This window comes from Pseudescherichia sp. L3 (assembly GCF_024656065.1).
GTDB lineage: Bacteria > Pseudomonadota > Gammaproteobacteria > Enterobacterales > Enterobacteriaceae > Pseudescherichia.
Map to the genome: position 1 here is coordinate 1,143,635 of NZ_JANKYC010000001.1, position 23,945 is coordinate 1,167,579.

Genomic DNA, 23,945 nt, shown 5'->3' on the forward strand with positions numbered 1-23,945 from the left:
CCATAGCCTAAAGTTTATTTCGAAGCGCGAAAATAAAGGGAGCAAGAGGTGGTTGCTGATAGTACGCCCGGCCATATTGATCAGATTAAGCAGACCAATGCAGGAGCCGTTTACCGGCTTATCGATCAGCTAGGCCCGGTTTCACGTATCGATCTGTCGCGTCTGGCGCAGCTTGCCCCCGCCAGCATTACCAAGATTGTCCGTGAAATGCTAGAAGCGCACCTGGTGCAGGAGACGGAGATCCAGGATCCGGGCAGCCGAGGGCGTCCTGCCGTGGGCCTGATGGTTGAGACCGAGGCCTGGCACTACCTCTCGTTGCGCATCAGCCGGGGAGAGATCCATCTCGCCCTGCGCGACCTCAGCAGCAAGCTGGTGGTTGAAGAGCAGCTTGAGCTGCCTTTACACGCCGATACCCCCTTCGCCAGCCGCATTATTCAGCATATCGACCAGTTCTTTATTCGCCACCAGAACAAGCTCGAACGGTTGACCGCTATCGCCATCACCTTGCCGGGTATCATCGATACCGAGAACGGCATCGTGCACCGCATGCCGTTCTATGAAGACGTTAAAGACATGGCGCTGGGGGAGGCCCTAGAGCGCCATACCGGCGTGCCGATCTATATTCAGCATGACATCAGCGCCTGGACCATGGCGGAAGCGCTGTTTGGCGCATCCCGTGGCGCGCGGGATGTTATTCAGGTAGTGATCGACCACAACGTTGGCGCGGGGGTGATCACCGACGGCCGCCTGCTGCACGCAGGCAGCAGCAGCCTGGTTGAGATAGGCCATACCCAGGTCGATCCCTACGGCAAACGCTGCTACTGCGGCAACCACGGCTGTCTGGAAACCATCGCCAGCGTAGAGAGCGTGCTGGAGCTGGCGCAGCAGCGCATGAGCCAGTCGATGAGCTCGCAGCTGCACGGTCAGCCACTTACCGTAGCGTCGCTCTGCCAGGCCGCGCGAGAGGGGGACCGGCTGGCGACGGATATTATCACCGGCGTAGGTACCAACGTCGGGCGCATTCTGGCGATCATGGTCAACCTGTTTAATCCGCAAAAAATTCTTATCGGTTCCCCCCTGAGCCAGGCCGCCGATATTCTCTTTCCTGCCATTAGCAGCTGCATTCGCCAGCAGTCGCTGCCCGCCTATAGCCGACACATCACTGTCGAAAGCACACAGTTCTCTAATCAGGGCACCATGGCGGGTGCCGCGCTGGTAAAAGACGCGATGTATAACGGTTCGTTGCTGATTCGACTGTTGCAGGGGTAACAAATTTGCACAGTTGTAGGAAAAATTGCGCTACCTCAAATTAGCCCCTGGCGACTTAACTTAGACTTTCTCCTCTGAATTATTTTCGTGGTGTATATTTTCGCGGCAAAACGGTGGAGTAAGTGATGCTTAAGCGTTTCTTTATTACGGGTACCGATACGGCTGTCGGGAAGACAGTGGTCTCCCGCGCACTTCTGCAGGCGCTGGCAAACAGCGGCAGAAGCGTAGCCGGCTACAAACCAGTGGCGAAAGGGAGTAAAGAGACGCCTGAGGGCCTGCGCAACAAAGATGCGCTGGTGCTGCAAAACGTCTCGACCCTGGCGCTACCCTACGAGGCGGTGAACCCCATCGCCCTGAGCGAGGAAGAGAGCAGCGTGGCCCACAGCTGCCCCATTAACTATGGCCTGCTGTCCAAAGGGCTTGCGCACCTGACCGACCGTGTCGATCACGTGGTGGTCGAAGGCACCGGTGGCTGGCGCAGCCTGATGAACGATCTGCGTCCGCTCTCCGACTGGGTGGTGCAGGAGCAGCTGCCGGTGATTATGGTGGTGGGGATCCAGGAGGGCTGTATCAACCATGCTCTGCTGACCGCTCAGGCGATCGCCAGCGACGGCCTGCCGCTGATTGGCTGGGTCGCTAACCGTATCAACCCTGGCCTTGCCCACTATGCTGAGATCATTAACGTGCTGGGTAAAAAGATCCCCGCGCCGATGATCGGTGAGCTACCCTATCTGCCCCGCGCCGAGCAGCGCGACCTGGCGCACTATATCGACGTAACCCTGCTGACCCGAACGCTGATCGCCGATCGCGTGCTGGCCTAATCCGATGACTGCGGCTCGCTCCGGGAGCCGCACGCTGACGGCCGCGGCTAAATCGCCACCAGATTGCGCACGCCGTGGCTCTCCATCTCTTCGCCTCTGCCGCGCTGAACGATCGCTCCCCGGGACATCACCAGGTAGCTGTCCGCCAGCTCGGCGGCAAAATCATAAAACTGCTCTACCAGCAGGATCGCCATGTCGCCGCGCGCGGCCAGGGTTTTAATTACCACGCCAATCTCCTTGATCACCGAGGGCTGGATCCCCTCCGTCGGTTCATCAAGGATCAGCAGCTGGGGCCGACAGGCCAGCGCCCGGCCAATGGCTAACTGCTGCTGTTGGCCGCCGGAGAGATCGCCCCCACGCCGGTGCTTCATCTCCCGCAGCACCGGGAACAGGTCGTAAATCTCATCGGGAACCTGCCTGGCCTGCGAACCGGTAAAGCGCGCAAGGCCCATCAGCAGGTTCTCCTCAACCGTCAGCCGGGGAAAGATCTCCCGCCCCTGCGGCACATAGGCCATGCCGCTGCGCACCCGCTGGTGGGGTTTCTGCTGGTTGATGGGCTTACCCTTCCAGCTAATGGTCCCGGACTTCGCCGGGATCAGTCCCATCAGGCACTTCAGCAGGGTAGTTTTCCCCACGCCGTTGCGCCCCAGCAGACAGGTCACCTCGCCAGGATGCGTCGCAAACGAGAGGCCGCGCAGGATATGGCTTCCGCCGTAGTATTGATGCAGTTCATTCACTTCCAGCATGTGAACGCCCCAGATAAACGTCAATAACCTGTTCATTCGCCTGCACGTCGCGCAGGGAACCCTCGGCCAGCACCTGGCCCTGGTGCAGCACCGTAACGTGATCGGCAATGGTATCGACAAAGCCCATATCGTGCTCCACCACCATCAGGGAGTGCTTGCCTGCCAGGGTGCGAAACAGCTCGGCGATATACTCGGTCTCGGCGTCCGTCAGCCCGGCGGCTGGCTCGTCGAGCAGCAGCAGGTGTGGCTCCTGTACCAGCAGCATGCCAATCTCCAGAAACTGCTTCTGGCCGTGGGAGAGCAGCCCCGCCTGACGCTGGCTCTGATTTGCCAGCCGCAGCATCTCAAGGGTCTCATCGATGCGATCCCGCTGCTCGCCGCTGAGCGTCGCCCGCAGACTGGCCCAGACTGATTTGTCGGTTTTCAGGGCAATCTCCAGATTCTCCGCCACCGTCAGCGCCTCAAATACCGTCGGCTTCTGAAACTTGCGCCCGATGCCCGCGCGGGCAATCTCCACCGGGGAGAGCTGGGTCAGGTCGATATTTTGGTCGTAAACCACGCTGCCGCTGTCCGGGCGGGTCTTGCCGGTGATCACATCCATCAGCGTGGTTTTGCCTGCGCCGTTGGGGCCGATGATGCAGCGCAGCTCACCAACGCCAATCGCCAGCGTCAGGTCGGTGAGGGCGCGGAAGCTGTCGAAGGAGACGTTGATATTCTCCAGCATCAGCACCGGGTCGGTGGTCTCCCGGTAGCGATCCTGCGGCAGCGGCTGGGTAAAAAGGGTGTCAGTCATGCTTTCTCCGCTTCAGCAAACCAATAACGCCCCGCGGTAAAAACAGCGTGACGAGGATAAACATCAGGCCCAGGAAAAAGAGCCAGTACTCCGGGAAGGCCACGGTGAAGAAACTCTTCGCTCCGTTGACGATGCCCGCGCCCAGCAGCGGCCCGATCAGCGTGCCGCGCCCGCCCAGCGCTACCCAGATGGCGGCTTCGATGGAGTTAGTGGGCGACATCTCGCTTGGGTTGATAATGCCTACCTGCGGCACGTAGAGCGCGCCGGCAAGGCCGCAGAGTACGGCAGAGAGCGTCCAGACAAAGAGCTTGAATCCCTGCGGATCGTAACCGCAAAACATCAGCCGGTTCTCGGCATCGCGCACCGCGGTTAGCACCCGGCCAAACTTGCTGCGCGCCAGCGCCATGCCAATGCCCAGCGCGGCGATCAGCAGCAGCACGGTGGCGATAAACAGGCCGATCCGCGTTCCGGTAGCAGTAACCGGGAAGCCGAGCAGGGTGGTAAAGCCGGTGAAGCCGTTGTTACCCCCGAAGCCGGTTTCATTGCGGAAGAAGAGCAGCATCCCGGCATAGGTTAGCGCCTGGGTCATGATCGAGAAGTAGACGTCTTTAATACGCGAGCGGAAGGCAAAGTAGCCAAACAGCAGCGCCAGCAGGCCCGGCAGCAGCACGATCAGGCACAGCGCCCAGGCAAAGTGCTGGGTGCCGGTCCAGAACCACGGCATCTCGCTCCACGAGAGAAAGGTCATAAAGGCCGGGAGGCCGTCGCCCGCCGCCTGGCGCATCAGGTACATGCCCATCGCGTAGCCGCCAAGCGCAAAGAACAGCCCGTGCCCCAGCGACAGCAGGCCAGCGTAGCCCCAGACCAGATCCAGCGCCACGGCAACGATGGCGTAGCAGAGGATCTTGCCCACCAGCGTCAGGGTGTAGGCGGACATCGCCAGGGGATGATCCTGCGGCAGCAGGGCCAAAAAAGGCAGGGCCAGCAGCAGGACGATAATGCCCAGCGTCAGGGTGCGCGTCAGACGGGGCGCACGCTGCGCCAGCGTCAGGGTGATAGGTTGGCTCATCAGTCGATCACTCGCCCCTTGAATGCGAACAGCCCCTGCGGGCGTTTCTGAATAAACAGCACGATCAGTACCAGGATGGCGATTTTGCCCAGCACCGCGCCAATCTGCGGTTCCAGCAGCTTGTTGATGATGCCGAGGCCAAAGGCCGCCACCACCGTACCTGCCAGCTGGCCAACGCCACCCAGTACCACCACTAAAAATGAGTCGATGATATAGCCCTGGCCCAGCTCGGGGCCGACGTTGCCCAGCTGCGACAGCGCCACGCCCCCCAGCCCGGCGATGCCGGAGCCCAGCCCGAAGGCCAGCATATCGACCCGCCCGGTGGGTACGCCGCAGCAGTCGGCCATCCGCCGGTTTTGGGTGACCGCCCGCACGTTCATCCCTAGCCGGGTCTTGTTGAGCAGCAGCCAGGTGAGGGCCAGCACCAGCAGGACAAAGACGATCACCGCGATGCGGTTGTACGGCAGGATCAGGTTCGGCAGCACCGCCCAGCCGCCGGAGAGCCAGCCAGGGTTAGCTACCTCCAGGTTCTGCGCTCCGAAGAGCAGGCGCACCAGCTGGATCAGCATCAGGCTGATGCCCCAGGTCGCCAGCAGGGTCTCCAGCGGACGGCCATAGAGATGACGAATGATCAGCCGCTCCAGCGCCATGCCCATCGCGGCGGTAATGAAAAAGGCCACCGGCAGGGCGACAATGGGATAGAGGGCCAGCCACTGCGGGGCGAGGCGGGCAAAGAGATCCTGCACCAGCCAGGTGGCGTACGCCCCCAGCATCAGCATCTCGCCGTGGGCCATGTTGATCACCCCCAGCAGGCCGTAGGTAATGGCCAGCCCCAGAGCCGCCAGCAGCAGGATAGATCCCAGCGACAGGCCGCTGAAGGCCTGCCCCAGCCAGTCACCCCAGCGCAGACGCTGCTGGATCTGCTTCAGGCTGTCGGCGGCGGCGGCGCGCACGCTGGCGTCCGGCTCATTTTGTGGCTGGGTCAGCCGCTGAAGGCTGGCCTGGATCGGCGGAGCACTGCTTTCACCCAGCTGTTTAACCGCCTGCAGGCGCACCTGCGGATGTGCATCGGCGAGCTGGAGAGTGGCAACGGCCAGCAGCAGGGCCGCCTTCACCTCGTCATCCTGCTCCTGGGCCAGCCGCTGTTGCAGCAGCGGAAGCTGCTCTGCCGTGGCGTCGTTTTGCAGATTATGTGCGGCGGCAAGGCGCTGGGTACGATCCTCGCTGACCAGCTGGTGGGCGGCAAGCGCGTTAGCCACCAGGGTGCGGATGCGGTTGTTCATAAACAGTTTGCGCGGATTACCCTCCGGGGCCGCGTTGCCCTCCAGCGGCGTCAGGGTCTCTCCCGACAGGGTAAAGAGCTGGCCGCGCTTATCGACAACCACGTTCTCCTGGCGCAGCGCCTGGAGCAGGGGTAAGCGCGACGCATCGGGGGCGGCGGACCAGGTTTGTAAAAGCTGCGCCTGCTGGGTGCGGCTGGCAGCGCCGTAGTCGCTTGCCGGTCCGGCAGAGGCCGTGCCGATGAACAGCAGGCAGCAGGCAAAGAAGAGGCCGAAGCGCGAGGCTATTTTCATGGTCGCTTATTCCGCTGATGGAGTCATTGCCCGGCAGCCCATGCCGCCGGGCGTCTGGGTTACTGCCCGGTGGATTTCACTGGCGTATCCGGCTTCTTATCGTTACCGGCGATAAACGGGCTCCACGGCTGGGCGCGAACCGGCTGTTCGGTCTGCCAGACGACGTTGAACTGCCCGTTATCTTCGATCTCGCCGATCATCACCGGTTTGTGCAGGTGATGGTTGGTTTTATCCATGGTCAGGGTGAAGCCGTCCGGCGCTTTATAGGTCTGTCCGGCCATCGCCGCGCGGACCTTATCCACGTCGGTAGTGCCCGCTTTCTCTACCGCCTGGGCCCACATGTGCAGCCCGACGTAGGTGGCCTCCATCGGATCGTTGGTCACCACGGTATCGGCGTTCGGCAGGTTATGCGCTTTGGCGTAGGCCTTGTAGTCAGCCACAAACTTAGCGTTGGTTGGGTTATCGACGGATTCAAAGTAGTTCCACGCCGCCAGATGGCCCACCAGCGGCTTGGTGTCGATCCCGCGCAGCTCCTCTTCGCCCACCGAGAAGGCCACTACCGGCACGTCGGTGGCCTTGATGCTCTGGTTAGCCAGCTCCTTATAGAACGGCACGTTGGAGTCGCCGTTGATGGTGGAGATCACGGCGGTTTTGCCCCCGGCGGCGAACTTCTTGATGTTGGCGACGATGGTCTGGTAATCGCTGTGGCCAAACGGGGTGTAGACCTCTTCGATATCTTTATCCTGCACGCCTTTGCTGTGCAGGAAGGCACGCAGGATCTTGTTGGTGGTGCGCGGGTAGACGTAGTCGGTGCCCAGCAGGAAGAAGCGTTTGGCGCTGCCGCCGTCCTCGCTCATCAGATACTCCACCGCCGGGATCGCCTGCTGGTTAGGTGCCGCGCCGGTATAGAAGACGTTCGGTGACATCTCTTCGCCCTCGTACTGCACCGGATAGAAGAGCAGGCCGTTCAGCTCCTCGAAGACTGGCAGCACCGATTTGCGCGACACCGAGGTCCAGCAGCCAAACACCGCCGCGACCTTATCCTGGGAGATGAGCTGGCGGGCTTTCTCGGCGAACAGCGGCCAGTTAGAGGCGGGATCGACCACCACCGGCTCCAGCTTTTTCCCCAGCACGCCGCCGTTGGCGTTGATCTCATCGATGGTCATCAGCGCGACGTTTTTCAGCGGCGTTTCGGAGATCGCCATGGTGCCGGAGAGCGAATGCATGATGCCGACCTTGATGGTATCGGCGGCCCAGGCCTGCCAGGAGATCCCCATGCCGACCATGGTTGCGGAGAGGGCAAAGGCTTTAATTAACGAACGTCTTTTCATCATCAACCCCTAAAAGTGTAAGAGAACTATTGCGTTATATCTGCGATGAAACCGGCGATAGCCGCGATTGCTGAAGCCTGTGTAGTGTGATTTTTCTGACCACCGCTTTGCTCTGTAATATGTGGTCGGTCAGGATCCGCTGCGCCTCCTCTGTCTGCTGTGTCAAAATGGCGCGTAGCACGCGCCCGTGTTCTTGATAGGTCGCTGCCACCCGATCGTCCCGCGTAAAGTCGAGATGGCGAATAATGCGGATCTTCTCCGTCAGATCGATGTGAACGCGCGTCATCTCGCCGTTGCCCGTTGCCGCCACCAGCGCGGTATGGAACTGCTCGTCGTGGGGCGAGACCGCCAGCCCGTCTTCCAGCGGCGGGGCATCGACCCAAAACGCAATCAGCGGGGCGAGATGCTCGGCGCAGGTGCCGGGAGGCATTCCGCACAGGCGGCGTACCGCCTCGCGCTCCAGCACGATCCGCAGATCGTACAGCGCCTCAAACCAGGCGAAGTCGAACGGTTTCACCTGCCAGCCGCTGCGGGAGGCAACCTCGACGTAGCCCTCGTGCTCTAGCCAGTAGAGCGCCTGGCGCACCGGGGTTCGGCTGGCGGCCATTCGTCCGGCAACCTCGCTCTCGCTAAAGCGATCCCCCGGCATCAGCTGAAAAGTGAAAATCTCATTTTTCAGCGCGCGGTAGATGCGCTCCGCCAGCCCCGGCTTGCCGCTCATGCTCACGACTCAAGCCACAGCAGCGCGTCGCCGGGGCTTACCGGACGGCCAGGCTGGCAGCTGATACGCTTGATGCGGCCCGCCTGCGGAGCGTGGATCGCCAGCTCCATCTTCATCGCCTCGACAATCACCAGCGGCTGGCCTGCGATAACCTCATCGCCCGGCTGGACCAGCACCTTCCAGACGTTGCCGTTCATGTCGGCGTTCACCGCCAGCGCGCCGTCATCTATCTCTTCAGCCGTGGGCAGCACGATCTCCTCGGGCTGGGCCTGCTCATCCAGCTGCCAGCGGGCAACCTCTTCGCTAAAGGCGGTAGCCTGACGCTCGCGGAACTGGCCAATCTCGGGTGCGTTTTGCGCAAGAAAACGCAGATGCTCGGCGTAGTCGAATACCGTCTCCTCGATGCGGATGGTGGCCCGGCCTTCGCGGAAATCATCCCGCAGGCGATCCAGCTCCTCCTCGCTGACCGGGTAGAAGCGAACCTGGTCAAAGAAGCGCAGCAGCCACGGCTCGTCCGGCTTGAACTGACTGTTTTTCAGGAATTTGTTCCAGATAGGCAGGGTGCGGCCCACCAGCTGGTAGCCACCGGGGGAGTCCATGCCGTAGATGCACATATACATCCCGCCGATGCCTACCGTGCCCTCGGCGGTGAAGGTGCGGGCCGGGTTATATTTCGAGCTCAGCAGACGGTGGCGCGGATCCACCGGGACGGCGCAGGGCGCGCCCAGATAGACATCGCCGAGGCCGAGGATCAGGTAGCTAGCGTCGAAAATCGTGTCGCGCACCGCGTGACGATCCGCCAGGCCGTTAATGCGCTGAATAAAGTCGACGTTGTTGGGCAGCCACGGGGCACTGGCCCGCACCGTGTCCTGGTAGCGGCTGACCGCGCCAAGGGTGGCGCTGTCCTCAAAGGCCATCGGCATCCAGACGATGCGCGACGGCACCTTCATCTCGCTGACGTCTCCCAGGCGGCCTTCAATTTCCAGCAACATCTTCACCAGCGACGGCTGGCTGATAACAAGGCTGTCGTAGCGGATCTGCAGCGAGCGCACCCCAGGCGAAAGCTCTTTAATGCCCGGATGGGCCAGCGCCTGAAGCTGCTCCATCAGCAGGCTAACCCGCAGGCGCAGGGCCAGATCGAGAACGTTTTCGCCATACTCAATCAGGATGTAGTTATCGCCCGCCTGGCGATAGCAGATAGCGGGCGTCGTGCCGCTGGCCGGTATAGAGACCAGCGCGGCGGCGGAGATCCCGTCTCGATCCGCCAGCGACGGGGTAGCATACTCAGGCAGCGTTTCGGCAGGCTCCAGCGTCTCAACGATGCGGTGCTGGGCCTTCTCCAGCGCCACCGCCTCTTCAACGCTAATCGGGTAGAAGCGCAGGCGATCCCCTGGCTTCACCTGGCCCACCTTCCACAGCTCCGCTTTGGCGATGGTCACGGGGCAGACAAAACCGCCGAGGCTGGGGCCGTCGCGGGTGAGGATCACCGGGAAGTCGCCGGTAAAGTTGATCGCACCGATGGCGTACTCGCAGTCGTGAACGTTAGACGGATGCAGGCCCGCCTCGCCGCCGTCGGGCCGGGTCCAGGACGGCTTCGGCCCGCTCAGGCGCACGCCGAGACGGTTAGAGTTGTAGTGCACCTGCCACTCGCTGGCGAAGAACTCATCCATTGACTCCTGGGTGAAGAAGTCCGGTGCGCCGTGGGGGCCGTAGAGCACGCCGATGTGCCAGCTCTCTCCATACTCCGGGATCAGCCCGGCGGCCAGCGGCTGCGGATCCCGCTCTGGCGCAGGCGTGGTGCAGGCGGCCAGTTCAGGACGGGAGACGGGCAGCAGATCGGCCACCTTCAGCGTGCGTCCGGCGTGGCCGCCAAACTGCCCGAGAGCAAAGGTTGCCCGGCTGCCGAGATAGCAGGGCACATCGATACCGTTGCGCACCGCAAGATAGGTGCGACACCCGGACTGGGCGCGGCCCAGCACCAGCGTCTGACCGGCCTTTACCGCCACCGGCTGCCAGTACGCCACCGGCTGGCCGTCAAGCTCGGCATGACAGTCGGCCCCGGTCAGGGCGATGATGGTGTCGCTGTGAAACAGCAGCGTCGGGCCTTGCAGGGTAAACTCCAGCCCGGCGGCGGAGGCGTGGTTGCCGACGATGCGGTTAGCCAGGCGGAAGGCAAAATCGTCCATCGGGCCCGAGGGCGGGACGCCGACGTCCCAGTAGCCCGGACGACCGGGGTAATCCTGAACGCTGCTCCATGTACCGGGCTGTAATACCTCAATGGCCGCCATCGCAGGGGTAAAGGTATCGAGCATCCGCGTCCAGACGCGGCCCTGAACAAAGGCCTCGCTGGCGACGATCTGCCGCAGGTAGTCAAGGTTAGTGGCGATGCCGTGCAGCTGGGTGGCGTCCAGCGCCTCGCGCAGCGTAAGCAGGGCCGCCTCGCGCGTATCCGCATGGACAATCAGCTTGGCGATCATTGGATCGTAGAAGGCGGAGACCTCGCTGCCGGTGGTGACGCCGCTGTCGACGCGTACGTTCTCCGGGAAGCTCACGTGGGTCAGCACGCCAGGGCTCGGCTGGAAATTCTTCAGCGGATTTTCGGCATACAGCCGCACCTCAATCGCCGCGCCCTGCGGTGGTCGCTGGAGCCGTGCCCAGTCGATGGTCTCTCCGGCGGCAACGCGGAGCATGCACTCCACCAGATCGAGACCGGTAACGGACTCAGTGACCGGGTGCTCTACCTGTAGGCGGGTGTTGACCTCAAGGAAGTAGAACGCATCCTGCCCGGCGTCATAGATGTACTCCACCGTGCCCGCGCTGCGGTAGTTAACCAGCTTGCCCAGCTCAACGGCGGAGGCGAGCAGCGCAGAGCGGGTCGCCTGCGGTAGCCCCGGCGCAGGCGTCTCTTCCACCACCTTCTGATTGCGGCGTTGCAGAGAGCAGTCGCGCTCCCCGAGGGCCACGACGTTGCCGTTACCATCGCCGAAGATCTGTACCTCGACGTGGCGGGCGCGATCGATGCAGCGTTCAATAAACACGCCTGCATCGCTAAAGAACTGCTCACCCAGACGGCGGACGCTCTCCCACGCCAGCTGCAATGCCTCGCTGTCGGCGCAGCGGGTCAAGCCTATCCCGCCGCCGCCCGCGGTGCTTTTCAACATCACCGGGTAGCCAATCTGCTGCGCGGCCAGCAGCGCCTCGTCGAGGCTGTTCAGCAGGCCCGTCCCCGGCGTCATCGGCACGCCAGCCTGCGCGGCCAGCTCCCGCGCCCGGTGTTTGAGGCCAAACTCGCCAATCTGCTGCGCCGTGGGACCAACAAAGACAATACCCGCCTGCTCGCAGGCGTCGGCAAAGGCCAGGCTCTCAGAGAGAAAACCGTAGCCGGGCCAGATAGCCTGTGCGCCGCTTTGTTTAGCGGCATCAATAATGCTGTCGATGCGCAGATAGCTGTCGCTGGCCTTCTCCCCGCCGAGCGGCAGGGCGATATCTGCCGCTTTGACGTGTTCGGCGTTTTTATCCGCATCGGAATAGACGGCGATGCTCACGATCCCCAGTCGGCGCAGGGTGCGGATGGCGCGGCAGGCGATTTCGCCCCGGTTGGCAATCAGTACGCGATCAAACATGCTGCATCTCCTTGCTGGCGAGCCAGTTCCGCCAGCCTTTGTAAGCCGTAATGTCCTGCGCGTCGCCGAGCGCCGCACCCTCACAGATAAAGCCTTTCACCCAGCGGCCATCCGCCAGCTCCAGAGAGCCGATCCCCAGCGGGGCCGGGATCTCGGCAACAAACTCTCCGAAGCGCGCCAGCGGGATATCCCACAGCTCAACCTGAATAGATTCGCCGCTGCTGGCCCGGGCCAGGCCCGGCTTTGCCGGCTGGGTGTTGGCCAGGGCGTAGAGGCGGTAGCAGGGAGCAGTTTCACTGGCCTCCACAAACACCGCCTTACGGTTAATCAGCTGGTGGTTAAGCGGCATGCCGCGCAGATGCGCCCCGACGACCGCAACACGCACGTGATCCTGTGAGAGAGGCAGCGCCTGGCCTGCGGGGAGTCGGCTGCCAGTTGCCCCCAGGGGCAGGCCGCTCTGCGCCTGCCAGCGAATGCCGAAGCTGGCTAAGGCGCGATCGTGCCAGGCGGGGGCGAGCAGGGTGATCCCGGCGGGCAGTCCGTCGGCGCGGAACGGCGCGGGCAGGGCCAGGGCGCTGAGATCGGCCAGGTTGGTAAAGTTGGTATAGGTGCCAAACTCCGAGTTGTAGCGGATCGGCTCCTGCTGCATCTCATCTTTGGTGCGGATGGTGGGCGAGGTAGGCACGACCAGCGCGTCCACTTCGGCAAGGGCCTGCTGAATGTTGCGGGCCAGTTCGGCGCGTAGGTACTCAGCTTTGTAGGCTTCTACCGCGCTATAGCGGCTACCCCCGGCGATAATCTGATATACCGTGGGATCCATCTCCTCCGGGCGGTCGATGATCTCTCCTACGGCAGCGGTGCGCTCGGCAACCCACGGCCCCTGATAGAGTTGAGCGGCCAGCTCGGCGAACGGTGTGAAATCGATGGTTTTCAGCGTTACGCCACAGGCGCGGAGCTGATCCAGAGCGCGCTCCCACGCCTCTTCGGCCTGGGCGTCGCCAAAGAATTGCAGCGTGTCGGGAATGGCAAACAGCGGGCGCTCGGGCAGCGCGGCGGGCGCGGTGGCCGGTGCGCGGCGCGAGTAGGCGTCACGGGCGTCGTAGCCTGCCGCCGCCTCGGCAACGGTCCAGGCATCGCTGACGGTGAGAGCAAACACCGATACGGTATCGTTAAGGCGGCAGGCTGGAACCACGCCGCTGGCGGAGAACCAGCCTTTAGTCGGTTTCAACCCGATGATGTTATTGAAACCGGCGGGCACCCGGCCGGAGCCTGCGGTATCGGTTCCCAGGGAGAAGGGGACCAGACCGCGGGCCACTGCCGATGCCGAGCCAGAGCTGGAGCCGCCGCTCACATAGTCCGGATTAAAACTGTTGCTCACCGCGCCCCACGGGGAACGGGTGCCTACCAGTCCAGTAGCAAACTGATCGAGATTGGTCTTGCCAATGACAATGGCCCCGGCGGCTTTAAGCTGCGCAACCGTAGTCGCATCCTGCTCGGCGATATAGCGAAACGCCGGGCAGGCCGCCGTGGTCGGAAATCCGGCGACGTCGATATTATCTTTTACCGCAAAAGGGATGCCATATAGCGGCAGCGCCGCCGGGTTTTGCTGATAGCGGGGGGTTAACGCTCCCAGCTGGGCGGCGATCTGCTCGGGCGTGGCAAGGGTGATCCAGGCATTGTCATCGGCAGAGAGGGTTGCCAGGTGCGCCGTTAGCAGAGATAAAACCTCGCCGTGCTGCTGCTGGATCTGCTGCTGCCAACCGCTCAGGGTCAGGCCGGTCATTGTTGTCATAGTGAGCAATTCCATCTGGTATACAAGATGGAATTCAAATAGCAAGCGGCGTGCCAGTTTTTAATCTATTGTTAATTAATAACATTTTAATAATGTGCCGTGGCGCGCAGGCTAGGGTTGCACCCGGCCTGCGCAGCGTTGAACAAAAAAGGTGCGCGCGGTCACGGTGCGAGGACGTGGGTAATACAAAGGGATGATGTTACATAAATCACTGAATTTGCTAAGATGCTTTAATAAGGTGCAACGGGTGGGGAATTTATGAAAAAGTTAATGATGCTGGCAGCCATCACGGCAGTGCTGGCCGGATGCGATGACGGCAAAGCGCCGGTGTCGTTTACGCCGGAGATGGCCAGCTTCTCCAACGAGTTTGACTTTGACCCACTGCGTGGCCCGGTGAAAGACTTTAGCCAGACGCTGCTCAACGATAAGGGAGAAGTCTCTAAACGCGTAACCGGCACGCTCTCGCAGGAGGGCTGTTTTGATACGCTGGAGCTTCACGATATGGATAACAACACCGGGCTGGCGCTGGTGCTGGATGCCAACTTCTATGTCGATGCCGTGACCCATGAAAAGCGCCTGCGCTTGCAGGGTAAGTGCCAGCTGGCCGAATTCCTGTCGGCGGGTGTGACCTGGGATACGGATGAGAAGGGCTTTGTGGTGCTTGCGCGTGGCAAGGAGCTGCAGATTAACTACAAGTACGATGCGGAAGGGTATCCGCTTGGCAAATCGACCACCAGTAAAGAGATGCATCTGTCCGTGGAATCAACGCCCTCAACGGACAGACGTAAGAAGCTCGACTATACCGGCGTCAGTACGCTGAACGATAAGCCTATCGGCAGCGTGAAGCAGGCCTGCGAGTACGATCGTCATGACAACCCGGTGAGCTGCTCCCTGACGATCGTAGATGAAAGCGTAACCCCTGCCGTTGAGCATAAGTACGCGATCAAAAATACCATTGCCTACTACTGAGATTAACGTCCGATTGGCCGCCCGGTGCGGCGGTCAAGGCAGCGCAGGGTATTCTCTTCCCAGTAGGCGTTGAGGTTAGCGCTCTGCTGGCAGTTATCGCGAGCATCATAAGCCACGTCGGCCTTATCAAACTCTTTCTCCACGCGGCTGTTCACCTTGTGGCGCAGGTTACGCGTATCGTTCCACTGCTCTTTTTCCATCGTGGCCTGCTGGCGACTCTGGGCGCTGTCGCCGGACTCAATGATAAGCTTGTTTGTATCGGCGTTGGCTGTGGCACTCATCATGCCCGCACCCAGCGTCAGCATGGCCGCCACGCAGAGGCGTTTACTAAAGGTCATGTTCATTGTTATTCCTTGGTTCGATAGAGAAGACGTGGTGCTCGCCTCCCGTTATTCTACACCATTCTTCTGAAACGATATAAGGCCGTTGCCCGTAATGTTTACCACCGCCATGCTCCATACCACGCTGCTCTTTTTTATCACCGCGCTGTGCGAAATTCTCGGCTGCTTCCTGCCGTGGCTGTGGCTCAAGCGGGGAGCCAGCCCGCTGCTGCTTATCCCGGCCGGAGTGGCGCTGGCGGCCTTTGTTTGGCTGTTAACCCTGCACCCAACCGCCAGCGGCCGGGTCTACGCCGCCTACGGTGGGGTCTACGTCTGCACCGCGCTGATCTGGCTGCGGGTGGTGGATGGCGTCAGGCTCAGCGTTTATGACTGGCTCGGCGCGCTGGTGGCGCTCTGCGGCATGCTGATTATCGTGGCAGGTTGGGGGCGCGCATAGCGCCTTTTTTTGTGATCCAGCGAAGGTTTTATGATCATCATACTTGTATGGTAGTAGCTCAGTTGCGTAGATTCTCTCCATCACAACCGAGATGTAAAGGATCAGAAGATGAAGATTGTAGGGGCTGAAGTATTTGTTACCTGTCCGGGGCGCAATTTTGTCACCCTCAAAATTACCACCGACGAGGGGATTGTCGGGCTGGGCGATGCCACGCTAAACGGGCGCGAGCTCTCCGTGGCGTCCTATCTTAAGGATCACCTCTGTCCGCAGCTGATTGGCCGCGACGCACACCGCATCGAAGATATCTGGCAGTTCTTCTATAAGGGCGCTTACTGGCGTCGTGGTCCGGTCACCATGTCCGCTATCTCGGCTATCGACATGGCACTGTGGGATATCAAAGCCAAGGCAGCCAACATGCCGCTCTATCAGCTGCTGGGCGGTGCCTCTCGTGAAGGGGTGATGGTTTACTGCCACACCACCGGTCACAGCATTGATGACGTGCTGGAAGATTACGCCCGCCATAAAGAGATGGGGTTCAAAGCTATTCGCGTTCAGTGCGGCGTGCCGGGCATGAAAACCACCTACGGCATGTCTAAAGGCAAAGGCCTGGCCTACGAGCCGGCTACTAAAGGTCAGTGGCCGGAAGAGCAGCTCTGGTCAACGGAGAAGTATCTCGACTTTACGCCGAAGCTGTTTGATGCGGTGCGCAGCAAGTTTGGCTTTAACGAGCATCTGCTCCACGATATGCACCACCGCCTGACCCCGATTGAGGCGGCGCGTTTTGGCAAGAGCATAGAAGAGTTCCGTATGTTCTGGATGGAGGATCCGACCCCAGCCGAGAACCAGGCCTGCTTCCGCTTAATTCGCCAGCACACCGTAACCCCAATCGCGGTAGGTGAGGTCTTTAACAGCATCTGGGACTGTAAGCAGCTCATTGAAGAGCAGCTGATCGACTATATCCGCACCACCATTACCCATGCGGGCGGCATCACCGGCATGCGCCGTATCGCTGATTTCGCCTCGCTCTACCAGGTGCGTACCGGTTCCCACGGCCCGTCGGATCTCTCGCCGATCTGCCACGCGGCGGCGCTGCATTTCGACCTGTGGGTACCGAACTTTGGCGTGCAGGAGTACATGGGCTACTCCGAGCAGATGCTGGAGGTCTTCCCGCACAGCTGGACCTTTGACAGCGGTTACATGCACCCAGGCGAGAAGCCCGGCCTCGGCATTGAGTTCGATGAGAAGCTGGCCGCGAAATACCCCTACGACCCTGCCTACCTGCCGGTCGCCCGCCTCGAAGACGGCACCCTGTGGAACTGGTAATTTTAATCACACCGGCAATACGTTAATTAACCCTATACCCTACATAGGTACATATTATGGTGAGTTCAGTTGATATTAAAAACGGCGTAGATAACAAGCCGATTATTCGCCGGGTTGCCTCTGCCTCGGCAATTGGTACAGCGGCTGAATATTATGATTTCTTCGCCTACGGTACCGCTGCGGTGCTCTTTTTTGGGCACCTGTTTTTCCCAAGTAGCGATCCGCTTATTAGCACACTGGCGGCATTTGCTACCTACGCAGTGGGATTTTTAGCACGACCGCTAGGAGGGATAGTATTCGGGCATATTGGCGATAAGGTTGGTCGCAAGAAAGCGCTGGTTATTACAATCCTGATTGTGGGCCTGGGCACGTTCTGTATCGGGCTCTTACCGACCTATGAAAAAATTGGGGTCTGGGCTCCGGTGTTACTTATTTTAATTCGCGTTCTGCAAGGGTTTGGCGTTGGTGGTGAACAGGCCGGGGCAGTACTGATGACGGCAGAATACTCAGAGCCGAAACATCGCGGCTTCTTTGCCAGCTGGGTGCAGATTGGCGCGCCGGTAGGCTTCCTGCTGCCGTTAGCGTTGTTTGCGCTACTCAACGCAACACTCTCTCCGGAAGCGATGATGGACTATGGCTGGCGCATTCCTTTCTTATTAAGCCTGTTACTGGTTATTGTTGGCCTGTTTATTCGTCTTAAAATCGATGAATCACCGGTCTTCGCCCAAATACGTGAAACCAAAGCCGAAGAGTCGCGTCCGCTGGTGGAAGTGATCCGCGATTTCCCAGGGATCGTCGTAAAAGGAGTCTGCGCCAAGCTGATTGAAGCCTGCACATTCGCCATGTTTACCGTCATCGTGCTGGCCTACGGTAAGGCTAATAATCTCGATGCCAATATTTTAATGGAAACCATGATTGTCGCGGTCATTCTGGAAATCTTTGCCATACCGTTGATGGGATCCCTGTGCGATAAAATTGGCCGCAAGCCGGTCTATATTATGGGTGCACTGCTGCAGATTATTATGATTGTCCCGTTCTTCCTTGCGATTAATCAGGATAGTTTCTGGTTAACCCAACTGGTGATGATCCTCGTACTTAGCGTAGGGCACAGCATGTGCTATGCACCTCAAGCTTCCTATTTTCCTGAACTTTTCCCAACGCATATTCGCTGCAGCGGTATCGCCTTAATCTGGCAGATGGGGTCACTCATCGGGAGCGGGATCCTCGGGTTAGTTGCAGTCAAGATTTTGCAGGTTACGGATGGTCACTACTATGGGTTGGCGACCTATGTGGTTGTTCTGGGTGTCATCTCTGTTATTGGTCTACTCATGATGCCCGAAACGGCACCGCAGCGGTTAAAACGCGAATATCAGCAGTGGCAAAAACATTAATCTAGTTTCTGACTTCGTTTGGCGGCAAGGATGCCGCCTGTCACATAACTTTCCTATGATGTCATACCAATTGCCAAAAGCTTAATTCAGGTCAAAGCATACAACCATACAAGCGTTACTCTCGATGGGTCCTGATCTCATTAAACCATAGGTCATATAATGCAAAACACGCTCTTAACGGCAAAGGCTGCGTTGCCAGGCTACGATCGCACCAAACTGGTTCCCCGTATCGTCCATTTAGGTTTTGGTGCATTTCACCGCGCCCACCAGGGCGTCTACACCGACATCCTGGCGGCTGAGCACAACAGCGACTGGGGATATTGCGAGGTCAACCTGATCGGCGGCGAGCAGCAGATTGCCGATCTTAAGCAGCAGGATAATCTCTACACCGTAGCGGAGATGTCTGCCGACGCATGGACGGCGCGCGTGGTCGGGGTGGTGAAACGCGCTCTGCACGCGCAGGTCGACGGTCTGGAAACCGTATTTGCCGCACTCTGTGAGCCGCAGGTGGCGATTGTCTCTCTGACGATCACCGAGAAAGGCTACTGCCACGCGCCCGCCACCGGTGAGCTGATGCTGGATCATCCATTGATCGTCGACGATCTGCAAAACCCACAGCAGCCGAAATCCGCCCCGGGCGTTATCGTTGAAGCGCTGGCTCGCCGTAAAGCCGCTGGCCTGCCAGCCTTTACCGTGATGTCCTGCGATAACATGCCGGAAAACGGTCACGTGGTACGCAACGTGGTCTGCGCCTACGCGCGGGCGGTGAACGCTGAGCTTGGCGACTGGATCGCGCAAAACGTCACCTTCCCGTCTACCATGGTAGACCGTATTGTTCCAGCCGTAACGGCCGATACGCTCGACAAAATCGAACAGCTGACCGGGGTACGCGATCCGGCAGGCGTGGCCTGCGAGCCGTTCCGTCAGTGGGTGATCGAGGATAACTTTGTTGCCGGACGCCCGGAATGGGAAAAAGCAGGCGCGGAGCTGGTTGCCGACGTAGTGCCGTTTGAAGAGATGAAGCTGAGAATGCTCAACGGCAGCCACTCGTTCCTGGCGTACCTCGGCTATTTAGCGGGTTACCAGCATATCAACGAGTGCATGGAAGACGGAAACTATCGCCGCGCTGCGCATGCGTTGATGCTAAACGAGCAGGCTCCGACGCTGAAGGTGAAGGGCGTCGATCTGGCTCACTATGCCAATCAGCTGATTGCCCGCTACAGCAACCCGGCGCTGCGCCACCGCACCTGGCAGATCGCCATGGACGGCAGCCAGAAGCTGCCCCAGCGAATGCTGGATTCCGTGCGCTGGCATCTGGTGCACAACAGCGACTTCTCCCTGCTGGCGTTGGGCGTGGCGGGCTGGATGCGCTACGTTGGCGGCGTAGATGAGCAAGGGCAGGCGATTGAGGTCAGCGATCCGCTGCTGTCTACTATTCAGCAGGCGGTTAACGGCAGTGAAGAGGGCGAATCCCGCGTGATGGCGCTGCTGGGCATCGAGGCGATCTTTGGCAAAGAGCTGCCGCAGGAGCGTGCCTTCGTGGAACAGGTTCAGCAGGCTTATCAGCAGCTGCTGGCGAAGGGGGCGAAAGCCACCGTCGCGCAGTACGCTCAACGTTAACCAAAAGCGGTTTTCATAGTGCAATGCCGGTCGATTAATAGCGATCGGCATTTTTCTTTGTTTTCTGGGCGCTAAGAATTTCCTAATGCGTTATTTATCAAATTATTAGCGGCTGTTGCCGTTACGCTGTTTTTGTCATCAGCCATGTGGCGACATTCAGCACTCCGGTTACCTACAGAGCTTCTCCCTCCGCTATCTGACTCGGTTTTCAGCCTCTCTTTTTGCATTTGCATGCTTCTGAAAAAAATAACCTGCTTACATCCTGTGGATGCAGGCAGGCATGAGAAATGGGAAATATATCTGCTGTCGTAGGGTGTCAGGTAAGCAGTACCTAATCGGTATTCAAGACGCCGTATTTAATATTAACAGCAGAAGGAGAGCAGTTATGGGAAAGCCTGCTGCCAGAGCGACAATTGACACCAGTGCGCATACCGGTTCAATACAATCTGGTAGCCCGAATGTCATGATCGGTGGTTTTCCCGCAGCCCGAAAGGGCGATACGGTATCGTGCTCAACACATGGCAGCGGCGTGATTATCGGCGGTTCCGGTTCGGTCTTCGTGAACGGCAGACCGCTTGCCCGTCTGGGGGATGAGACGCAGTGCAACGCCAGCAGCTCGCCTACCTCTGCCGCGCCTAAGCCTGCTGCGGCACAATACTGGGGTGGCACGCTGGCAAATAAAGCCGGCGAAGATGGTATGAGACACAGCGATAATTATGATGCGCGTGTTTTGGGTGCCTATGCGAGCATGGGAGATAAGAACCTTAATGGCGATCTTGATACTGCCTCGGCTGGGTTTGCGCTATCAGACATCACCACCAGAAAGATGAAAAGTAATGATGTGCTGAGTGAGGAGATACGCATTAAGCTCGCCGTGGCGAATGCTACTGGCTCATTGTACGGCGGCGGGAACGACATTTATGGCCTAAATACCGATGCCACCGCGACTGGTTTGCAGTACGGTGCTTCTGCTGTTGTAGGTAAAGAGAAGTGGTTATATGGCGAGTTTGCAGAGGACGTAACCATGGGTACAGCAGAAGCCAAAGCCATTCTCGAAGTGTATACCGGCAACAAAGGCCGATACGGTTTAACAGCTGAAGTGGGAGCTGAAGAAAAAGCGATAAAAGCCGAAGGGATGGCCAGCGTCGATATCCTCGGCTTTATCATAGCGGATGTGAAAGGCGACGTTAATGCCGGTTCGGCAGAGGCATCAATTGGCGGAAGTGCATACTGGGATATAAATGACTACTCTGCCAATGTCAGGGTAACCGGAGGGCTAGCAACTGCGATCGGACTAGAAGGCGATGCGAGCATTAAGGTGGTGTTTGGACGTGTTATGGACCTCATTGACTATATTGGGGGTCACCATGATATGCCTGCCGCCGCGCTAGCCCCGGTAGAAAGCGGTGATGGGACAATTATTACCGGATGTGTTACCGTTTTGGTTGGTGACTAAAAGTTTATGGAGAGAGCTGCACAATGAAATGGATAGGCTTTATTCTATTTATGATTATTACTTTGGTTTATATTTGGAATGGCAAGGATCTTTTTACCAAAAAAGATTGGTACGCCTTTTTGATAAAATATGCTGCTGTGCTTATAGGAAGCTGTGTATTAGCGATTCTTCTGGCATTAATGGGTAAATACTTGCATTTAATGTCCAGGGAAACAGCAAAAATGCTAATGGTGATTATTTCTGCTTCATTTATGACAATTTTATTTGCAAAATTTTTTGTGGTCATGTTATGTACCATCTTTGATGGCATTATGCGCTTTCATAAGCGCTATAACAGTGAGAAGAACTACTCAAAATTATCATCGATAGTCAATAAATATGGCCCAAAATTGCGTGTGCTGGCAAAGTGTCTGGCATCGTTTGGCTGTATCCTTATGTTTTACGGCATCTGGTTTGCCACGGTTTAATGCTATTTTTAAGGATTTTCTGACGCATTATCTGTCAGATTGTTAGCGCCTGTTGCTACTTAGCCACTTTTGTCATCTGCCGTGTAACCGCATTCACTTCCTTCACGCTTCGCTTTACGTTCTCAATCTTACCTTCAACCCCCTCTTTTGGCCTTTGGCTTGCTTCTGAAAGGAATAATCTGCTTACATCCTGCCGGTGCAGCCAGTCAGGCGGTCAGGGTATATATCCGCTTTATTTTGCTTAAACGGATCAAGAATTTTGCACAACCGAATAACCGTTCAGCTTCCCGTTGAGGGGCTGCTTTTCTGGAAACTCACTGGCCGTGAGGCGATGTCTGAGTCGTTCGCCCTAAAGCTGACCGTGCTCGGCACCGATGCCCGGCTGGATCGCAGCATGCTGCTGGGCCAGCCGGTGACTATCACCCTCCCGACGCAGAACCCGCTGTCGCCGCGCTACATCAACGGCAAAATCACTAAGGCTGGCGTGAGTGCGGTAGAGCTGGCCGGCACGCGCTACGCGGAGTACGAGTTGACCGTCGAGCCAGATCTGTGGCCGATGAAGCGTGACCGCAACCTGCGTATTTTCCAGAGCCAGACGGTGCCGCACATCGTCGCCACCCTGCTGGGCGAGTTTCATGTCAGCGTGGAAAACAGACTCACCGGCAGCTACCGGGTGTGGGACTACTGCGTACAGTATCAGGAGAGCAGCTTCGCGTTTATTAGCCGCCTGATGGAGCTGGAGGGCATTGCTTACCATTTCCGCCACGAGGTGGACAGGCACACGCTGGTGCTGACGGATGCAGCCGTGCAGCATCAACCTTTCAGCGGCTATGAAATTATCCCCTACCATGTGACGCCGTCGGGCGGCAGCACGGACGAAGAGGGTATCGGCAAATGGGCACTGGAAGACAGCGTGACGCCGGGGCTCTACAGCCTGGACGACTACGACTTCCGCAAGCCGAACGCATGGATGCTCCAGGCGCAGCAGAACCCGACCTCGCCGCAGCCGGGGAGCATCGATGTCTATGACTGGCCGGGGCGCTTTGTTGAGCAGGGGCACGGCGAGTTTTATGCCCGCATCCGCCAGGAGCGATGGCAGGTGGAGCACCGGCAAATAAATGCCACCGCCACGGCCATGGGTATTGCACCGGGTAATACCTTCACCCTGAGCGATGCGCCGTTCTTCAGCGACAACGGCGAGTACCTGACCACCTCCGCACTCTATGAGTTTGTGGAGAACCGTTACGCCAGCGGATCTGAAGATGACACCGTTCACTCTACCGTGTTTACGGTCATCCCGTCGTCGGTGGTGTTCCGCCCGGCACAGACCACCCCGTGGCCGCGTACCTATGGCCCGCAGACCGCAAAGGTGGTGGGATCAGAGGGCGAGAGCATCTGGACGGACAGATACGGCCGGGTGAAGGTAAAGTTCCACTGGGACCGGCTGGCGAAGGGGGATGATACCAGCTCGTGCTGGGTGCGTGTCTCCAGCGCGTGGGCAGGTCAGGGCTATGGCGGGGTGCAGATCCCGCGCGTGGGCGATGAGGTGGTCGTGGATTTTATTAACGGCGATCCGGACCGGCCATTAGTCACCGGGAGGGTGTACAACGAGGCGAGCATGCCCCCGTGGACACTCCCGGCAGCTGCGACACAGATGGGATTCATGAGCCGCACCAAGGATGGCTCGCCGAATAACGCCAACGTTCTGCGCTTTGAAGACAGGGCGGGAGAGGAGCAGGTGTGGATCCAGGCCGAGCGCAATATGGACACCCATGTCAAAAACGATGAGACACACAGCGTTAACGGCGCACGCAGCCACTACGTGCGCAAAAACGAACTGCACCGCGTTGAGGCTAATCAGACTCAGGCAGTGAAAGGGGAAACCGAGATCCTGACCGGTAAAGGCAAGCTGGATGCTGCCGTTGAGCAGTATGTTATTGCTTCGGGTACGAAGCTGCGTCTGGTATCCGGAGAGAGTGCTATTGAGCTGAACGCCAACGGTCAGATTAACCTGATCGGCAAAGAGTTTAATCTCTTTGTTGAGGGGGAAGGGTACATCACCACCGGCAGCAAAATACACCTCAATGTATCCGGAACACAGCCAGGAACCACCGCCCCGGGCGCAGGACATAAACGTGATATCGAGGCAGCGGTACAGGCGAAATTTAGGTCGGGAAAGGGGAGTTAAGGTGTGCTGCTTTAA

At 59.0% G+C, this 23,945-nt stretch carries 19 protein-coding genes; 10 read left to right on the top strand and 9 right to left on the bottom strand.

Features of this window, described 5'->3' with window-relative positions; translation table 11 throughout:
• Positions 1–48 precede the first annotated feature (48 nt).
• Both mlc and bioD read left to right on the top strand, forming a co-directional pair.
• Complete coding sequence (mlc, locus tag NR795_RS05600; RefSeq protein ID WP_144811694.1) at positions 49–1,269, top strand: sugar metabolism global transcriptional regulator Mlc; 1,221 nt, start codon at positions 49–51, stop codon at positions 1,267–1,269.
• Between the two features lie 125 nt (positions 1,270–1,394).
• On the top strand, positions 1,395–2,090 hold the full coding sequence (gene bioD, locus NR795_RS05605; protein WP_144811691.1) for a dethiobiotin synthase: 696 nt from the start codon (positions 1,395–1,397) through the stop codon (positions 2,088–2,090).
• A 47-nt stretch (positions 2,091–2,137) separates the two neighbouring features.
• Here the strand turns inward: bioD and urtE are convergent, their stop codons facing one another.
• From urtE to atzF, 8 genes are read right to left on the bottom strand one after another with little or no spacing between them, the layout of a single operon-like run.
• Complete coding sequence (gene urtE, locus NR795_RS05610) at positions 2,138–2,836, bottom strand: urea ABC transporter ATP-binding subunit UrtE (protein ID WP_257757479.1); 699 nt, start codon at positions 2,834–2,836, stop codon at positions 2,138–2,140.
• Positions 2,820–3,629 (bottom strand): urea ABC transporter ATP-binding protein UrtD, encoded by an 810-nt coding sequence (urtD, locus tag NR795_RS05615; protein WP_257757480.1) that lies wholly within the window; start codon positions 3,627–3,629, stop codon positions 2,820–2,822. The genes urtE and urtD overlap by 17 nt, the downstream gene beginning before the upstream one ends.
• Positions 3,622–4,698, bottom strand: coding sequence for an urea ABC transporter permease subunit UrtC (gene urtC, locus NR795_RS05620; RefSeq protein WP_222890444.1), 1,077 nt, complete (start codon positions 4,696–4,698; stop codon positions 3,622–3,624). Before urtC ends, urtD begins: the two co-directional genes overlap by 8 nt.
• On the bottom strand, positions 4,698–6,272 hold the full coding sequence (urtB, locus tag NR795_RS05625; RefSeq protein ID WP_257757482.1) for an urea ABC transporter permease subunit UrtB: 1,575 nt from the start codon (positions 6,270–6,272) through the stop codon (positions 4,698–4,700). Before urtB ends, urtC begins: the two co-directional genes overlap by 1 nt.
• A 59-nt stretch (positions 6,273–6,331) precedes the next feature.
• Positions 6,332–7,603, bottom strand: a complete 1,272-nt coding sequence (gene urtA / locus NR795_RS05630) for an urea ABC transporter substrate-binding protein (RefSeq protein WP_257757484.1) — start codon at positions 7,601–7,603, stop codon at positions 6,332–6,334.
• A 34-nt stretch (positions 7,604–7,637) separates the two neighbouring features.
• Positions 7,638–8,324 (bottom strand): GntR family transcriptional regulator, encoded by a 687-nt coding sequence (locus tag NR795_RS05635; protein WP_257757485.1) that lies wholly within the window; start codon positions 8,322–8,324, stop codon positions 7,638–7,640.
• Between the two features lie 2 nt (positions 8,325–8,326).
• Positions 8,327–11,947, bottom strand: coding sequence for an urea carboxylase (gene uca, locus NR795_RS05640; RefSeq protein WP_257757486.1), 3,621 nt, complete (start codon positions 11,945–11,947; stop codon positions 8,327–8,329).
• A complete protein-coding gene (gene atzF / locus NR795_RS05645) occupies positions 11,940–13,739 on the bottom strand; it encodes an allophanate hydrolase (RefSeq protein ID WP_257757487.1) in 1,800 nt (599 codons plus the stop codon). The genes uca and atzF overlap by 8 nt, the downstream gene beginning before the upstream one ends.
• A 258-nt stretch (positions 13,740–13,997) precedes the next feature.
• Between atzF and NR795_RS05650 the strand changes: the two genes are divergently transcribed.
• Positions 13,998–14,708 (top strand): YnfC family lipoprotein, encoded by a 711-nt coding sequence (locus tag NR795_RS05650; RefSeq protein ID WP_257757488.1) that lies wholly within the window; start codon positions 13,998–14,000, stop codon positions 14,706–14,708.
• Positions 14,709–14,710: 2 nt separating this feature from the next.
• Here NR795_RS05650 and NR795_RS05655 read toward each other — a convergent pair whose 3' ends face one another.
• Positions 14,711–15,052, bottom strand: a complete 342-nt coding sequence (locus tag NR795_RS05655; RefSeq protein ID WP_238084622.1) for a DUF1283 family protein — start codon at positions 15,050–15,052, stop codon at positions 14,711–14,713.
• A gap of 106 nt (positions 15,053–15,158) precedes the next feature.
• On the opposite strand from NR795_RS05655, the gene NR795_RS05660 reads away from it, so the two are divergent.
• From NR795_RS05660 to NR795_RS05690, 7 genes are all read left to right on the top strand, one after another.
• Positions 15,159–15,485 carry a YnfA family protein gene (locus NR795_RS05660; RefSeq protein WP_144814551.1) on the top strand — a complete coding sequence of 109 codons (327 nt, stop codon included), beginning with the start codon at positions 15,159–15,161 and terminating at the stop codon, positions 15,483–15,485.
• Between the two features lie 108 nt (positions 15,486–15,593).
• Positions 15,594–16,808, top strand: a complete 1,215-nt coding sequence (gene rspA, locus NR795_RS05665) for a starvation-sensing protein RspA (protein ID WP_257757489.1) — start codon at positions 15,594–15,596, stop codon at positions 16,806–16,808.
• A 56-nt stretch (positions 16,809–16,864) separates the two neighbouring features.
• Complete coding sequence (locus tag NR795_RS05670; RefSeq protein WP_257757490.1) at positions 16,865–18,199, top strand: MFS transporter; 1,335 nt, start codon at positions 16,865–16,867, stop codon at positions 18,197–18,199.
• Positions 18,200–18,358: 159 nt separating this feature from the next.
• Positions 18,359–19,819 carry a mannitol dehydrogenase family protein gene (locus NR795_RS05675; protein ID WP_257757491.1) on the top strand — a complete coding sequence of 487 codons (1,461 nt, stop codon included), beginning with the start codon at positions 18,359–18,361 and terminating at the stop codon, positions 19,817–19,819.
• Between the two features lie 385 nt (positions 19,820–20,204).
• The gene (locus tag NR795_RS05680; RefSeq protein ID WP_257757493.1) at positions 20,205–21,275 is read left to right on the top strand and encodes a PAAR domain-containing protein; all 1,071 of its coding nucleotides are present in this window, start codon (positions 20,205–20,207) and stop codon (positions 21,273–21,275) included.
• Between the two features lie 23 nt (positions 21,276–21,298).
• The gene (locus NR795_RS05685) at positions 21,299–21,742 is read left to right on the top strand and encodes a hypothetical protein (protein WP_257757494.1); all 444 of its coding nucleotides are present in this window, start codon (positions 21,299–21,301) and stop codon (positions 21,740–21,742) included.
• A gap of 259 nt (positions 21,743–22,001) precedes the next feature.
• Positions 22,002–23,930: a type VI secretion system Vgr family protein gene (locus tag NR795_RS05690; RefSeq protein WP_257757495.1), complete on the top strand. Its 1,929-nt coding sequence runs from the start codon at positions 22,002–22,004 to the stop codon at positions 23,928–23,930.
• The last annotated feature ends 15 nt before the right edge of the window (positions 23,931–23,945 follow it).